14 protein-coding genes are annotated in these 15301 nt (G+C 68.9%); 4 read left to right on the top strand and 10 right to left on the bottom strand.

The genetic code is table 11. From position 1 onward, the window contains the following. Positions 1–2 precede the first annotated feature (2 nt). Positions 3–404 carry an acyl carrier protein gene (locus EV192_RS52290; protein ID WP_132126299.1) on the bottom strand — a complete coding sequence of 134 codons (402 nt, stop codon included), beginning with the start codon at positions 402–404 and terminating at the stop codon, positions 3–5. A 232-nt stretch (positions 405–636) separates the two neighbouring features. On the opposite strand from EV192_RS52290, the gene EV192_RS52285 reads away from it, so the two are divergent. Next, positions 637–915, top strand: a complete 279-nt coding sequence (locus tag EV192_RS52285; protein ID WP_243727634.1) for a LysR family transcriptional regulator — start codon at positions 637–639, stop codon at positions 913–915. Here EV192_RS52285 and EV192_RS52280 read toward each other — a convergent pair. Next, positions 912–1601: a response regulator transcription factor gene (locus tag EV192_RS52280; RefSeq protein WP_132126297.1), complete on the bottom strand. Its 690-nt coding sequence runs from the start codon at positions 1599–1601 to the stop codon at positions 912–914. The genes EV192_RS52285 and EV192_RS52280 overlap by 4 nt on opposite strands. 389 nt (positions 1602–1990) lie before the next feature. On the opposite strand from EV192_RS52280, the gene EV192_RS52275 reads away from it, so the two are divergent. Further along, positions 1991–5386, top strand: a complete 3396-nt coding sequence (locus tag EV192_RS52275; protein WP_132126296.1) for a S8 family peptidase — start codon at positions 1991–1993, stop codon at positions 5384–5386. 15 nt (positions 5387–5401) lie between these two features. Here the strand turns inward: EV192_RS52275 and EV192_RS52270 are convergent, their stop codons facing one another. After that, on the bottom strand, positions 5402–6349 hold the full coding sequence (locus tag EV192_RS52270) for a phosphotransferase (protein WP_243727633.1): 948 nt from the start codon (positions 6347–6349) through the stop codon (positions 5402–5404). Positions 6350–6385: 36 nt separating this feature from the next. On the opposite strand from EV192_RS52270, the gene EV192_RS52265 reads away from it, so the two are divergent. Then, entirely contained in the window at positions 6386–6979 is a 594-nt protein-coding gene (locus tag EV192_RS52265; RefSeq protein ID WP_132126295.1) for an HD domain-containing protein, read from the top strand. A gap of 66 nt (positions 6980–7045) precedes the next feature. Here the strand turns inward: EV192_RS52265 and EV192_RS52260 are convergent, their stop codons facing one another. Together EV192_RS52260 and EV192_RS52255 are read right to left on the bottom strand one after the other, a co-directional pair. After that, a complete protein-coding gene (locus EV192_RS52260; protein WP_132126294.1) occupies positions 7046–7948 on the bottom strand; it encodes an LLM class flavin-dependent oxidoreductase in 903 nt (300 codons plus the stop codon). A gap of 34 nt (positions 7949–7982) precedes the next feature. Next, entirely contained in the window at positions 7983–8450 is a 468-nt protein-coding gene (locus EV192_RS52255; protein ID WP_243727632.1) for a MarR family winged helix-turn-helix transcriptional regulator, read from the bottom strand. Positions 8451–9021: 571 nt separating this feature from the next. Here EV192_RS52255 and EV192_RS55410 point away from each other — a divergent pair. Beyond that, on the top strand, positions 9022–9693 hold the full coding sequence (locus tag EV192_RS55410) for a helix-turn-helix transcriptional regulator (RefSeq protein ID WP_207926975.1): 672 nt from the start codon (positions 9022–9024) through the stop codon (positions 9691–9693). Here the strand turns inward: EV192_RS55410 and EV192_RS52245 are convergent. Genes EV192_RS52245 through EV192_RS52225 form a run of 5 tightly spaced genes read right to left on the bottom strand, consistent with a single transcriptional unit; the run spans position 9687 to position 15297 of the window. Next, a complete protein-coding gene (locus EV192_RS52245) occupies positions 9687–10433 on the bottom strand; it encodes a protein phosphatase 2C domain-containing protein (RefSeq protein ID WP_132126293.1) in 747 nt (248 codons plus the stop codon). The two genes, EV192_RS55410 and EV192_RS52245, sit on opposite strands and share 7 nt — an antisense overlap. A gap of 2 nt (positions 10434–10435) precedes the next feature. After that, entirely contained in the window at positions 10436–12100 is a 1665-nt protein-coding gene (locus EV192_RS52240) for an NAD-dependent epimerase/dehydratase family protein (protein WP_132126292.1), read from the bottom strand. Further along, positions 12097–13068: a UDP-N-acetylglucosamine 4,6-dehydratase (inverting) gene (gene pseB, locus EV192_RS52235; RefSeq protein WP_132126291.1), complete on the bottom strand. Its 972-nt coding sequence runs from the start codon at positions 13066–13068 to the stop codon at positions 12097–12099. The genes EV192_RS52240 and pseB overlap by 4 nt, the downstream gene beginning before the upstream one ends. Next, entirely contained in the window at positions 13065–14255 is a 1191-nt protein-coding gene (locus tag EV192_RS52230; RefSeq protein WP_132126290.1) for a DegT/DnrJ/EryC1/StrS family aminotransferase, read from the bottom strand. The genes pseB and EV192_RS52230 overlap by 4 nt, the downstream gene beginning before the upstream one ends. Positions 14256–14268: 13 nt before the next feature. Further along, a complete protein-coding gene (locus EV192_RS52225) occupies positions 14269–15297 on the bottom strand; it encodes a helix-turn-helix domain-containing protein (protein WP_132126289.1) in 1029 nt (342 codons plus the stop codon). Between the last annotated feature and the right edge of the window lie 4 nt (positions 15298–15301).

Raw genomic sequence — 15301 nt, 5'->3', positions numbered from 1 at the left:
GGCTAGGCCGATCGGACGGGCAGCCGGGACCGTACGAGCTGGACCAGGTTGGCCGTGGTGAACAGGTCCATCACCGCGGTCGCCCGCAACCGACCGACCAGCGCGGCCTCGTCGATCTGCGGCATCACCAGCTTGAGCTGCGCCAGCCCGCGGGCGGTGACCACCTCGTGGGGGTCGCCGAACTCGTCGTCCGGGATGCCGCCCTGGATGTAGCCGGCCAGCTCGGCCGCCTCGATCTTCACGCCGACTGTCCGTTCGATCCGGAACAGCATGTCGAGCAGGTCGATGGACTCGGCGCCGAGATCGTGGGTCAGCGTGGCGGCATCGGTGACCTCGTCGACGTCCACCCCGACCGCCTCGGCGACCGCGGCACGCACGGCGTCGGCTACCTCATCCTGGCTCATCGGGAATTTCACAACGCTTCGACGTGTCAGCGCGGTGTCCCATGATGACAACGACGCCGATCTAACCCGTTTGAGGGAGAAACGCGGCCACCGCGAATCCGAAAGTCACCCCCATCAGGGATATCTCACATTCTGGGCGCCGGGTACCGTCCTGGACCCGTCGCCGGGCGAGGGAAGGTTGATGGTGGAACGTCGTACGAAGGTTTCCGCGAGACATCGGCACGGCGAAAACGTGTCACTGCGCCAACTCGAATACTTCGTCGCGACCGCCTCGCATCGCACGATCACGGCCGCCGCGCGGAAACTGGGCGTCTCCCAGTCGACCCTTTCCCAGCAACTGAGTGAACTCGAGCGGATCGTCGGCGCACGCCTGCTGGTGCGGCATTCCGGCGGCGTGACGCTCACCGAAGCGGGCCGGGTGCTCGCCGGCCGCGCCCAGCGGGTGTTGACCGAGGTCGGCCACGCCGTACTGGCCACCAGAGCAGCCGCCCACCGTGACCCGCGCAGTTAGGCCGGGACCATGAGGGGGCGGGGTTTCTTGCGTTGAGTGTCCTCTGTGGGCACTAGGAGGCCGGTGCGGAATCCGTTGGCGACGGCGTGCGCGCGGTCCCTGGCCGAGAGTTTGCGGCAGATGTTCTTGGTGTGGGTGCGCACGGTTTCCGTCGAGATGAACAGGGCCGCGCCGATCGACTTGCTTTGTAACCCGTCCGCCATCAGCCGGAGGACTTCCAGTTCCCGCCTGGTCAGTTCGCTCGGCGTGCCGCCCTGTACCGGAACGGGGCCGTCGGTGAACTGTTCGAGGGCCGGGTGCAGGTAACGACGTTCCCGGAATGTCCCGCCGATCGCCTCGATCAGCTGCCTCGGATGAGCCGCACGCGGAATCAGGCCGTGCGCTCCGGCAGCGAGCGCGGTCCGCACATAACGCGCGCTGTACAACGGTTCGCGAACCAGGGCAAGAATGGCGATATTCGGGTCCGCGTCGGCGATGAAATGCACGAAACTCCCATCCGGATCGAGGACCGAATCAATGACCAGTACGTCGAGATTCTGTCTCGCCCGGGGATCCGCCACGGCGTCCAATCGGCCCGCGACACCGAGCAGGCGCATTCCGTTCGCGCGGCTGACCTGATGCGCGAGCGCGTCCCGGAACAACGGAATACCGTCGACGATCGCGACTCCGACACCTTGTGCAGCCACCGCAGCTCCATCATTTCGGCCAGCCACGCTGGCGACGTTCAGTGATCGAACGCTAACCTCGCGGCAGACCCGGCCGCCCCTACTGATACCTAGGTCACACCCGGCCAACGGCCCCGCGGCCACCCCGGAGGACCGGCGCCGGCGCTGGTCGGTCCCGGTTTTCCCGCACTGGTCGAACACCGTCCGGTGATCGGGACACCCGATGCGAGGGTGAGTCGGGCGCGGGCCGGCCCGGTTGGCGCCTTTGCCGGTTTTGTCACCACCATCGGCTCTTGCGCGGCTCGCGGTCGCACAGAAAGGGTCATCCGGTGCAGAAGATCGGGCCGCAATTCACATCGCCGACCGGTCGATTATGGCGTTTTATTTCCTGGTGTCACGAAGGGGCGCAGATGCGTCGAAACTTACGTTTACGCACTTTTGTTCTGGTCGCCACCGGCGGCCTTGTTCTGTCCGGAATGTCCCACCTGGCCGCCGCTCAGCCGGCGACCGCGGCCACCCAGTCGCAGTCGGTGATCGTGGTTCTCAACGATCAACTCGGGGACGCACCGGCGACGAAGTCCGATTCCACCCATCGAAGAGACCGCGCGGTCAGCACGCAGGACGCGGTCCTGTCCCGGCTGCCCGGCGCCGCGCCGGCCAAGGTCAAGCACTTCACGTTGGGCAACGCGTTCTCCGCGACGCTGACCGCGGACCAGGTCACCGCACTGGCCCAGGACCCGGCAGTGCTGTCGGTCCTCCCGGACAGCAAGGTCACCCTGCCACCGGCCACCACCCCGAGCACGCCAGCGGGCGGCGCCGCGCCGAACGCCAGGTCCGCGCCCGGTGTGGCCGCGCCGTCCCAGACCTGTCCGTCCGACCCGGCCAAACCGCTGCTCGAACCCGAGGCGCTGACGTCCATCCGGGCCGCCGGCACCACCCCGAGCGCAGCGGACCTGGCGACCGGCGCCGGTGTGAAGGTCGCGTTCCTGGCCGACAACATGGACCCGAACTACGCCGACTTCATCCGGCCGGACGGCTCCCACGTGTTCGTCGACTACCAGGACTTCTCCGGTGACGGGCCGAACACCACCGAGGCCGGCGCGGAAGGGTTCGGCGACGCCTCGTCGATCGCCGCGCAGGGCGTGGTCGTGCACGACCTGTCGAAGTTCGTGAACCAGGGCCACCCGCTTCCGCCTGGCTGCAACATCGTCGTGAAGGGTGTCGCGCCGGGCGCGAGCCTCGTCGGCCTGAACGTGTTCGGTTCCACCGCCACGAACTCGGCGCTGCTGCAGGCGATCGACTACGCGGTGACCGTGGACCACGTCGACGTGATCAACGAGTCGCTGGGCCTCAACCAGTACCCGGACTTCAGCTCCCGCGCGCTGTTCCAGGTCTTCAACGACCAGGCCGTCGCCGCCGGCGTCACAGTCGTCAACTCCAGCGGCGACGCCGGCACCACGTCGACCATCGGCAGCCCGGCCACCGACCCGTTGGTGATCGCGGCCGGCGCCACCACCGACAACCGGCTCTACGCGCAGACCACGTACGCGGCTTTCCCGTTCTCGAACGGGAAATGGGTGAGCGACAACATCTCGTCGCTGTCGTCGTCCGGCATCACGCAGAACGGCCGGACCATCGACCTGATCGCGCCCGGCGAGGGCAACTGGTCGGACTGCTCCCCGGCGTACGCCGAGTGCCGTGACTTCGCGTCACCCCGCCGGCCGACGGACCTGGAGTCCTTCGGTGGCACCAGTGAGTCGGCCCCGCTGACCGCGGGTGTCGCCGCGCTGGTCATCCAGGCGTACCGCGGCACGCACCACGGCGCGTCGCCGACACCGGCGCAGATCAAGCAGCTCATCACCAGCACCACCCGCGACCTCGGGCTGCCCGCGGACGAGCAGGGCTCCGGCCTGCTGGACGCCCGCGCCGCCGTCGAAGCCGCCCTCACCGCGCCCGGCAGCACCGGCGCGCCCGCCGGGGTCTCGTCGACCATCGCGCTGTCCACCGACCAGGTCACCCTGGAAGGGGCGCCGGGCAGCACGCAGTCGACCACGGTCCAGGTGACCAACCTGGGCACCAAGCCGCAGACCGTGGTGACCGGGACCCGGCAGTTCGTCCCGTTGTCCACGCAGTCGCAGAAGACCGCGTTCGACTCGACCACCTTGCCGACGTTCCTCTACTACAACGGGGACACGTGGGCGTACAAGAAGGTCACTTTCACCGTTCCGCCGGGTGCGCAACGACTTGCCGCGCGAATGGCGTGGCAGGGCAGCGCGAAGACCGTGAACGGCGTGTCCGTGACTCCCGTTGTCCGGCTCAGCCTGCTCGGCCCGGACGGCACGTTCATGGCCAACAGCCGGCCGCAGGGTGGCCCGGCGTCCGCCAACTACGGCAACGTCGACGTGCGCAACCCAGCGGCGGGCACGTGGACCGCGGTGATGTACTCGGTCGCCGGACCCGCCGGCTACACCGGTGACATCCAGCTGGCCACCGACACCCAGCGCGCGGTGCCGTACGGCCAGGTCTCCCCGCCGGTCCTGGAACTCGCGCCAGGGCAGACCAAGCCGGTGCGGATCTCGCTGGCGACCCCGGCCAGCGGCGGCGACGCCGACTACTCGGTGACGTTCGGCAGCTCCGGCGGCCACCAGACGACGGTGTCCGCGGTGCTGCGCAGCCTGATCCCGACCGACAACGGGCCGGGCCGGTTCAGCGGCACGATCACCGGCGGCAACGCCCGCGCCCAGTCGCCCGCGCAGACGTTCAGCTACGAGTTCGACGTGCCGCGCGGCAAGCGGGACCTGGACGTGTCGCTGAACCTCACCGACCCGGGCACCCTCGTCGACGCCGTCCTGGTCGACCCCAACGGTGAACTGGCCGACGTGAACAGCAACCTCTCGCTGGCCACGCCGACCACGCTCACCCAGGGCAAAGCCGTGCAGCTGTTCGACGCGGCGCCCCTGCCCGGCCGGTGGCACATGGTGATCGTGGTGCAGAACCCGGTAACCGGCAAGGAACTGTCGCAGAGTTTCACCGGCACGGTCGGGTTCGACCAGGTGGCGGTCAACGCCGGGAACGTGCCGGCCACGTTGCCCGCCGGGCGGCCCACCCAGGTGCCGGTGACCGTGCGCAACACCGGCGTCGAGCCGATCGCGGTCGGCATCGACGCCCGCGGCAACAAAGCACAGACCCTGCAACCCGTTCCGATCCAGGGCTCGACCGAGGTCGACCTGCCGGAAGTGGGCGCGCTGGCCCCGGTGTACCTGGTTCCGCCGGACACCAGCAGGTTCAGCGTCGCGACCTCGTCCAGCGTGCCCGGCCAGGTCGAGCTGCAGGGCTCGGCCGCGGGCATCGACCTGTTCGGCGACCTGAAGAAGGCCCAGAACGGCAGCACCGTGTCGGTGGCCACGATCTCCGAGAAGAAAGGCAGCGTCAGCAAGGGAATCTGGTTCGCCAGCATCGAGGAACTCGGCCCCTTCGGCCCGGCCGGCGCCCCACCGGGACACGCCAGCTACACCGCCTCGATGTCCACCGCCGCCTTCGACCACGCGGTCACCTCCACCACCGGCGACCCGTTCGACTTCGCGGTCGACCCCAACGGAACCGGCGGTACCCCGACGATCATCCAACCAGGACAGACCGCCACCGTCACGGTGACGATCACCCCCACAGGTGCCCGGAACAGCACCGTCAACGGCCACCTGAACGTGGTCACAGTCCCCATCCTGCCCACCGGCTTCACGGGCCTGCCCACCACGAGCACCGGTGAGGTCATCTCCGTGCTGCCGTACTCCTACCAGATCGGCTGACCGAACCCCAGGTGCTCACCCCGCCGGGGTGAGCACCTGGATCGTCGAGACAAGGCCCTGCCAAGCGGTTTCCGTGTCCGGAGTGCGCTCGTGCGGCGAACGGAACCAGGTGGTGAACGCGGCCACATCGGCCAGACTCCAGCGCAACCGATACAGCGCGAGCGCGTCCCCGTCCACGGCCCGTCCGGTTGTCACCGTGTAGTACTTGAGGTCGTCGGGGTTGTCGGACAGGACCGACAGATCGCGTTCCGGAACGGCCAAGCCGACCGTGTCCCAGTCCACCAGCAGGTAGCCGGCCGGCGCCAGGATGAGATTGCCCGGATGGGGTTCACCGTGCGTCACCACGTGCGGCGCGCGTTTCATCTTGTCCGCCAAGCGGTCGAAGTCCTCAAGGCGGGCGCGGACCATGCCGGCGTTGTCGGCGAGCAGGTGCCGGGCGGGTTCGCTGAAGGGTCCGCCGGTCCATGGGGCCGACTCTTTTAGGACTGCGTCCAGGTCGTCGCGTCCCTCGGGGTTCAGGTCGAGGTGTGGTGTTGTCCGTGGCGGCTGGGCACTATGCAGCTCGGCGAGCACGTCCAGCACCTGATCCCGTTGCTGCGGCGGCAACTCCTGGCCGAACTCACCGGGTTTCCCTGCGATGAAAGGGAAAACGCTCAGTCCGTACCGGGTGTTCAACGCGACGACAGTCTCGCCGCTGCCGGCACGCAGTGGCGCCACGACAAAGTGGCGATCGCTCAACGCCACCGCTGTGTCCATGGCCGCGCGCAGACCGTCTAGTGCGTTTGGCTTGTCTTCGAGGTCGGCGACGGTGGCGAACCACTGCCGGCCGTCGGCGCCCGTAACCGTCCAGTGGTAGTCGCCGAACCCCACAGGGGCATAGGCCGTTGTCACCGCGTCGATACCGAACTCGGCCAGACCACGCCGCAGGTGGGCCTGATCCAACCCGACAGGAAGATCCTTCACACGGACACGCTAACCCCTGAGGACTACTGTGGTGGTATGGCTGGGGACCTGCTGCGTCGCGCTCTCACTGATCCCGGCGACCCTGTGCTGCGGCCGTTGCCGGAGCTGGCCGGGGAACTTCTGGCGGGGTTGGCCGCCCCGCCGAGGCTCGCTGCGCACCTGCGGGCGGTTCACGACGTGGCGTGGCAGTTGGCTGACTGGGTCCAGCTCCACTATCCCTCGGCGGAGTTCGATCGCCCGGCCATGCTGTTCGGCGCGGCGACCCACGACATCGGCAAGACCGTCCACATCGGAGAGTTGTCCGACCCCGGCAGCGAACACGAACAGGCCGGCTGCGAGATCCTGCTGGCTCGGGGGGTCGCCCCGGACCTGGCCAGGTTCGCCCGCACGCACGGATCGTGGAGCGCGCCCGACGCCACCATGGCGGACCTGCTGGTCAGCCTCGCCGACAAGATCTGGAAGGCCAAACGCGTCCCCGACCTGGAACAACTGGTCATCGACCGGCTGGTCGCGGTGAGTGACAAGACGCCGTGGGAGGTGTTCATGGCGTTGGACGACGAGCTCCAGCGGATCGCCGTGGACGCCGACCGCAGGCTGGCGTTCCAAGCGAGTCATCCAGTCAGGACGTGACAGTGATACCCAGTTCGGGGTGTGGGCGCACGTGATCAGGTCTTCGCCCCGTGGGGGATCCGCGGGTCAGCTGATCGCTTCGCGGACGGCGGGGGCGATCTCGGCGGCCCAGCGGCCGAGGGTGACGGAGTCCTGGGTGCCGCCGGACGGTGAGAAGAGCGTGAAGCCGGCCGCGCCGTGCTCGCGCACGGCGGTGGTGAGTTCCTCGACCCACTGGTCGACCGAGCCGCCGATCCAGCGGCCGTCGCGGGAGCGGGTCTCGGCCAGCGGGCGGTCGGTGATCTTTCCGGGGAGGTTGAACACCGTGCGGATTTCGCGGGGGTCGCGGCCGGCTGTGGCTGCCGCCTCGTCGATGACCGGCCGGGACGTCCGGTATCGCTCGCTGAGCCAGTCCGCCGCGTGGCCCGGGATCCAGCCGTCGGCGACGCGGCCGGTCGCCGCAAGGGACTTCGGGCCGACCGAGCCGGTCCATACCTCGGGTGCGGTGACCGCGGCCGGCTCGATGTTGGTCACCTGGTAGTGGCGGCCCTGGTAGGTGACCGGTGGGCCGCCGCCGGACAGCTTCCTGACCAGCACTATGGCTTCCTCAAAGGCGTCGACCGCGTCGCTCGGCGACAGCCGTGGCACGCCCATGTCGGCGATGCGGTCCCACAGGCCGCCCGCGCCCATGCCGAGCACGACCCGGCCGCCGGACAACGCGGACAGCGAGGTCACCGTTCGCGCCACCATGGCTGGCGGTCGGGTCGGCAGGTTGGTGACGTTGGCGAAGCCGGCGATGCGCTGGGTGCGGCCCAGGAGGAAGCCGATAGTGGCGTACGCGTCCAAGTGCGTGCCGATGTAGGGATGGTCCGACAGCGAGAAGACGTCCAGCCCGTCCCGGTCGGCCTGGTCGACCAGGCGGAGCAGTCCCGGGCCCTGGTCGATCTCACTGTGCGCGCCGAAACCGAAGACGACGTCTGGGATGGACACAGCCTTACCCCCCTTGTTCAGTTCGTACTACGAACTATATTGGTTCGGGGTACGAACTGTCCAGGAAGACCGTGGGCACGTTGTTGTCCAGCACGATCCGGCCGAGCAGGTCGCCGAGGATCGCCCGGTCGGCGGCGGTCAGCCCGACGGCCAGCTTGTCCACCCGCCGGCAGGTCTCGGCGTAGAACTCCGCGGCGAGCTCGCTGCCGCGCGCGGTCAACAGCACCCGCACCGCACGGGTGTCCGCCTGGTCGGACTCGCGCCGGACCAGGCCGTTGCGCTCGGTCCGGTCCACCAGGCCGGTCAGGCTCGACTTCGCCAGCCCCAGCACCGCGCTCAGCTCGCCCATCCCGTACGGCTGCGCCATCAGCACGCACAACAACTGTCCTTGCTGGGACGTGATGCCGTATTCCCGAGCCGATTCGGTGTATACGGCATTCACCAGGAACGCGGCCCGAACCAACCCGGTCACCACCCCGATCCGGCCCTCCTGATTGCCCACTTGGCCAGGTTAACAGTTCAGGTAACGAAGTTTCCGCCGTGCACAGCGAAAAAGGATCTTGCCCGCCCGAGCCAATCGGCATGATCCGTCACACTCACCGCGAGCCTGACCAGCCGGATCGGCGCACGTAATCCGACGGTAATCCTTTCCCTTCGCACACAAGCGAATCAGCATCGGAGACTGTTGAGCGTGAGCCGACGGCTCTAGTGTCAAAAGGTCTGGACCAGACGGTGGGTCCGAACACGCCGATCGGAGTGGAATATGGTATACCGCGAGTCTGTCAGCCCCGGAACCCCTGGCCGGCATCGGGAGATTTCGACCGGCCAGCCGGATCTGTCCGTCTCGGACGGCTACTTAGCCAACCGGCATCCAGTGGGCGTGGCAGGAGGACCAGCGGAGTAGTTGTTCGGCCTGTCGAGTGGCAGATCTCGAGCACGGACCAGGCGCCACCGGCCGCCCGGTCGCAGAGGAGGGGACGCGGGATCGAACCCAGCGGGGATCGGCCGGCGCCGGCCGGCAACGGGCAGGTGACGAGCCCGTTACCGATGTGGGCCACTCGAGACTTCTGGACTTGATCCGGGACGCGCGCCAGGAAGTGCTGTTCGCCGCGGCCGGCGTTCCGCGGCACATCGGTGCGCGCGTGGTCGAAGCTGTGCGGTCCGGTACCTGCCTGCCCCAGGTTGAGGTGCGGATGCTCTGGCCGCCGTGTGACGAAGACGAACAATGCCAGATCAGGGAGATGGTCCGGCACCGGGCCCAGGTGCGGATCGCGAAGAACGGGGGGCACGAGTCGCTGTTGATCGACCGCAGGGTGGCGGTCGTCCCGGCGGACCGGCAGGACTCGGCAGGTGTCCTGCTGGCGGTGACCACGCCGTCCCTGGTCACCGCCCTGGTGGAGACGTTCACCCAGCGCTGGGCCACGGCGGCGTCCTGGGCGACGGTCTGTGGACAGCCGGACGAGTTCGAACAGTCCGTGCTGCGGCACATGGTCGCCGGCAAGACAGACGACGCGGTCGCCGGCAAGCTGGGCGTGTCGGCCCGCACTGTCCGGCGCCACGTGACCATGCTGATGGAACGCGTCGGCGCGCGCAGCAGGTTCGAGCTCGGCTACCGCGCCGCCGAGTTCGGGTGGCTGACGTCAAACCTGGTGCCAGGCATGCGGGATCCCGCCAGCTGTGAGGTCCTGGAGCGGGCACCGGCCGGTGCGGGCTGTCGAGCGTCCTGCCGAGGTCTTGATCACTGACTGAACCGGCACAACACCGCGGTGGCGTCGTCGTGCGGTTTCCCGGGGAATCCCGGTGTGGTTCGTTCCGCTGCCCTCGTCGACGCGATCAGGTCAGCCGGCCCGTTCTTGTCCAGGACGGCCATCATGTCCCGCCAGGTCCAGCCGTACCGGTCGACCAGTCTGGTCACGCCGTCACTGAACAGGGCGACACCGGCGATGTCCGCGACCGGCACCGAGCCGACCACGGCGTGCTCGGCCGCGGCGGGGGTGTTCCCGGCGACCCAGACGCCGCCCGGCACGTTTCGCACCTGGCGCAGTTCGCACCACGGGCCGTCGAACCTCGCCAGTCGGTCGTCGGTGACCGGCTGGACGGCACCGTCCCGCCGGGCGAACACCACGGGTGAGTCGCCGAGCACCAGATAGTCGACGTGGTCGCGCCGCTGCCGGACGAGTGCGACAGTGGACGATGGGCTGCACGGGTTCCCGAGGTCACAGGTGTCCACATGAGACATTCCGACGGCTTCGATCGCGTCGTGCAGGATGTCGGCCAACGAGCGGGTCCTGGACTCGTCCACCGAGAGGCGTGCGGCGAGTCGACCGGCCAACTGGGTCGCGAACCAGCGAACTCCGTGCCGGCAGCCGGCGTCCGTGTCGGGCTCGGCGGTGGCGCCGTCGAGCACGACGGCGAAGTCCGCCCCGGCCGCAACCGCGTCCTCGTTGACGTCGGCACCCGCTTCGGTGGCGAAGGTCGTTTCCATGGTCAGTCCGCCTCGTAGGCAAGCCACTGCGCGACGGTCCGGACGCCCTCGGCCAAGTCGACGGCCGGCCGCCAGCCCAACTCCGCCTTGGCCCGCTCGGGACACAGCGCCGGCCCGGACAGTTCCCCCGGCACCCGCACCAGATCGATCGCGACCGACCGGACCGACCGGGCGATCACCTCGGCGAGTTCGACCGGACTGACCACCTCGTCATGGCACAGGTCGAACTCCCCGGACAGCCAGGGCGACTCGACGATCCGAGCCAACGCCGCCCCGATGTCCCAGACGTGGACGAACCGCACGGCGTCGGGCAGCGACGTCTCGGCGCGCATGGGCTGGATCGTGAGCGACTGGAGGACGAGGTCGTTGATCGGCGAGTAGTCGACGATCTCGGGGCCGTAGGGCACGCCGAGGCGGAGCACCGCCGGCGAGCCGGTGACGTGGCACCGCACGGAGATCCGCGTCGGCGGCCCGGCGGTGACCAGTTCGACAACGGTGTCGTCCGCTGCCATCTGGTCCGAGGCGGGGTCGGCCGTGGTTCGCACGGTGTGCCCCCGGTCGGCGAGGTCCGCCACCAGGGTTCGGCGCAACGCGCAGTCCGGGCCGGTGAACAGGATCCTTCGGCCCGTTCGGGGGAACTCGGGTTGGCACGCCCCCGCCGAGACGGCCGTCCACGCCAAGTCCCGCAGGGGCGCTTGGAGTGCCCGCAGTTCCGCCGCGCTTACCTCCATGCACAGGCCCCCGGGGCCGAGCGTCGAAAGCGCCTTGTCCACGAGTGGATCGTCGGGCGAGATCGCTGTCGCGGCGTACCGGGTCGTGAGGAGGCCCAAGGTGTAAGCGGTTCGCCAGAAGGCCGCCAACCGGCCAGGCGGGAGCGGGATGGCCGGCTTCGCTCTGTCGAATTCCGTCTCGCAGCGGTCGACGTCCACGCCGAGCTTTCGGGATCCGCGGTCCGTGCCCACTGTCAGCCAACGATCGGCGGACCGGACCGTGCACTGGGCCACACCGAACTTGAAGAAAGGGACCGCGTCCGGCTCGATCAGGTTGTCCAGGCTCCAGTCCGTGTCCGCTGGGACGGCCGAATGGCACGCGGACAGCCGCAGGCCGTGCCGGTCGTTTCCGGAGATACTGGGGAATTCACCGTGTTCCACGAGATTGGGGACGGTCAGGTAGGTGGGTACGCCCAGGGACTTGAGGTACCGGGCCAGTATCACGTCGTCCGGCCAGGTCCCGCCGTGCGCGCGGGCATAGTCCGCGAAGCCCTCCCCCACCGCGGCCGGCAGGATGAGGGCCACGTTCGCGGTGTACTCGGCGACCGGCGTCGCCCAGCGGGCACCCGACAGCGCGCCCAAGCGGACTACTGCTCCGTTACGTGAGCCCCAGGCGGTGAAAAGCACGATCGCGGCGTCCGGTGCCGCGGCCACGGCACGTTCGGCCTGGTCGCGGAATCCCTCGCACAGCTGGGCGTCGTCCTCGAGCACAAGATGATGTGTCGACCCGGCCGGGACCGACGACCACGCCCGCATGGACGTCCGCAGCCCGGTCGGCGGGCCGCTGGGGTCGGGATCGAGGACGAGGTCGAGAAAGGGCGCCGAGGAGATCAGCGTCTCGGCGGACGCCGTTCGACGCGGATGCGCCATGACCGCCCCGGTGAGCCGAACCGTCATGTCGATCTGACCCCCGTCGGCTCGACGAGCGTCCGCAGCTCGGCCGTTGACAGCCACACGTCGTTCGTGTCCGAACGATACGTGAATCCCGGCGACACGGGCCGCCCGCCGCCCGGGACGCCACCGACCGTAGGGAGGACGACGTACCTGTCGGCCAGCTCGAACGTCCGGTAGCTGTCCTCCGCCGCGATCATCTCCTCGTGCAGCTTCTCGCCGGGCCGGATGCCCACCTCGAAGGTTGGGCAGCCGGGCGCCACCGCCTCGGCCAGGTCGGCGATCTTCATGCTTGGGCTGCGCGGGACGAACAACTCGCCGCCCCGCATCATGTCGAACGAGTCGACCGCGAACCGCACTGCTTGGTCCAGGGTGATCCAGAACCGGGTCATCCGCTTGTCGGTGATCGGCAGCGCGCCGCCTTCGCCGGCCAGCCGCCGAAACAGCGGGATGACCGAGCCACGGCTGCCCACGAAGTTGCCGTACCGGACCACGGCGAAGCCGACATCCCCGGAGTTCGGCGCGGTGAACAGCTTGTCCGCCACCATCTTGGTCGCGCCGTACAGGTTGATGGGGCTGGACGCCTTGTCCGTGGACAGGGCGACGATCTTCCGCACGCCGGTCTCGACGGCCGCGGCCACGACGTTCTGCGAGCCGTAGATGTTCGTCCGCGTGTACTCGTAGGGGTGAAACTCGGCGGTGTCGACCTGTTTGAGCGCGGCCGCGTGCACGACGTGGTCCACCCCGTGCATCGCGCGGACCAGGCTGTCGCGGTCGCGGATGTCGCCGATGACCCACCTGATCCGCGGGTCGGCGCCGAACCGCAGGCGCATCTCGTACTGCTTGAGCTCGTCACGGGAGAAGATCACGATCTCCCGCGGTCCCAGTTCGGCCAGCGCGTACCGGGTGAACTCCTGGCCGAACGACCCGGTTCCGCCGGTGACAAGGATCGCCGAGTCTCGCAGGATGCTCACGATAATCCCTTTCGTGCGGTGATTTCCTCGCCGTGCTCGTGGATACGGCGGATGACGTCGCAGATCCGGTCCACCAACTGGTCGGACATGTGCGCGTACAACGGAACGGTGACCGCGGTCCGGGCGAGCTCCTCGGTGTGCGGGAGCGACCCGTGGCGGGCTTCGCTTGCCTGGTAAGCGGTTTGCAGGTGCAGCGGCGGGTCGTAGTAGGTCCGCGTGGCGACCTTCTCCGCTCGCAGCGCTTCGACCAAGGTGTCCCGGCCGACGCCGAACTTCGGCACGTGGACCGTGAGGCAGACATCCTTGTACGTGCTGCGAGCCGCCGGGTGCACGTGCTGGAAGCCGATACCGTCCACATCAGACAGACCGGTTCGGTACCGGTCGGCCAGCCGCCTCCTGCGGTCGAGTATCTCCGGCAGGCGCGGCAGACTGTGCAGACCGAGCGCCGCGGACAGCTCCGGCATCCGAGCGTTCATTCCAATGAACGCACTGTCGTAGTCGCCTTTGTTGCCGTACTCCCGACCGATCCGCAGTTCCCGGGCGAGGTCCGCGTCGTCGGTCGTGATGAGGCCGCCCTCGCCGGTGGTGAACGGCTTGGTGGGGCTGAGGCTGAAAACCTCCACCGCGCCCTTGGTGCCGATCATCGAACCGTCCGGGTAGCTCCCGCCGAAACCCGGCGCGGCGTCCAGGACCAGCGGAATCCCCCGTGTCGCGGCGATCTTGGCCAGCGCCTCGACGTCGCACGGCGCGCCGAACGTGTGCGCCGCCAACAGGGCGGTCGTCCGGTCGGTGATCTCGTCGTCGACCCGTTCCGGGTCGAGCCCGAAGGTCTCCGGGTCGATGTCGGCGAACACGGGTGTCAGACCGTTCCACATCGCCGCGTGACCGGTGGCCATGAAGGTGAAACTGGGCAGCACGACCTCGCCGCGCAGGCCGAGGCAGCGAAGCGCCAGGATGAGGCCGCTGGTGCAGCTCGACACCGCCACCGCGTGGCCGACCCCGAGGAACTCGCTGACCCTGTGTTCCAGGGCGGCCAGGTGCCGGCCCTTGGTGAGGCTGCCGGAGTTCAGGATCTCGCCAAGGGCGGCGCTCATCTGTTCGTCGACAGTGAGCGTCGGCCGGGTCAGCGGCACCTCGTCGGCCAGCAGCGGGCTGCCGCCGAGGATTACCGGCTTGCTGGAACGCACGGGATCTCCTCCATCAGAAATGGTCGTGAGCAGGCGTACCGGAGCCGAGCAGGCCGGCACTGGCGGCGGCGACGCCGGCCTGGAACCGGCTGCCCACCGACATGTCCCGCATGATGGCGGCGATGTGCCTGCGCAACGTACGTTCGGACATGCCCACCCGGCGGGCGATGACGTCGTCGGTGAGGCCGGCCGCGAGCAGGTCGAGAATGCTGGACTTCAGCACTCCCAACGCGTTGCCGTACCCGGACTGCCGCAGGGTGAACCGCGTGGCGGACTGCCAGACGTGGTCGTGGATGCGCAGCAGGAAACGGATGACGATGGGTTCGTGGATCACGGCGGCCGCGCACCCGGCCTCGTCACCCGAGGTCAGGATGAACGCGGTCGAACTGTCGAAGACGACGAAGCGGTCGAAGATGTCGTCACAGGTGCGGACCTGGCCGCTCGACGCGGTCACCTCGTGCAGATAGGAACGAGTCACAGTGTCGCCGCGACCCGAGTGCGGGTACAGCAACCGTACCGGTACGCCCCGCCGCGCGGTGTCAAGCACAAGCGGTCGGGCACACCGCGCCGCCGGGGGTTCCTGGGCGACGCACGACTGCATCATGACCAGTTCGGCCGTGCACCGGCGGGCCGCTTCGGTGAGCAGGGCTTCGGTCTCGTCGAGGCCAAGGCGGGTCACGGCCGGCCCCGCGCCCCGCCTGGCCCGGTCGAAGGCGTCCTCGAACGGCCGCGACCACCGCAGGCAATCCGCGAGCTGCCGGCTGCGGTCGCGGATGATCTGCTCCAGCGGGAGCAACAGGGCCATCCGGGCGGTGTCCGGGCTCACCGCGACCGGCCGGTCACCCGTGACAAGACCCAGGTGCCGCAACCGGTCGACGGCTCGCTCGACGTCGGTCCGCCGCGCCGACAGCCGCTCGGCGCAGCCCGCCAGGGCCATGCCGGGATTGGCCGCGATGTGCTCGTAGGTCCTGATCACGAAATCGTCCACATCGGACGTTTCGGCTAAGGCGCCGGCTGGTTCCGTTTCCGTCGGCACTGCCATGGAT

Origin of the sequence: Actinocrispum wychmicini, assembly GCF_004345645.1 — a bacterium.
Taxonomy (GTDB): domain Bacteria; phylum Actinomycetota; class Actinomycetes; order Mycobacteriales; family Pseudonocardiaceae; genus Kibdelosporangium; species Kibdelosporangium wychmicini.
Note: the sequence above shows the minus strand (reverse complement) of the source record. Positions and strands in the feature narration are given on the sequence as shown.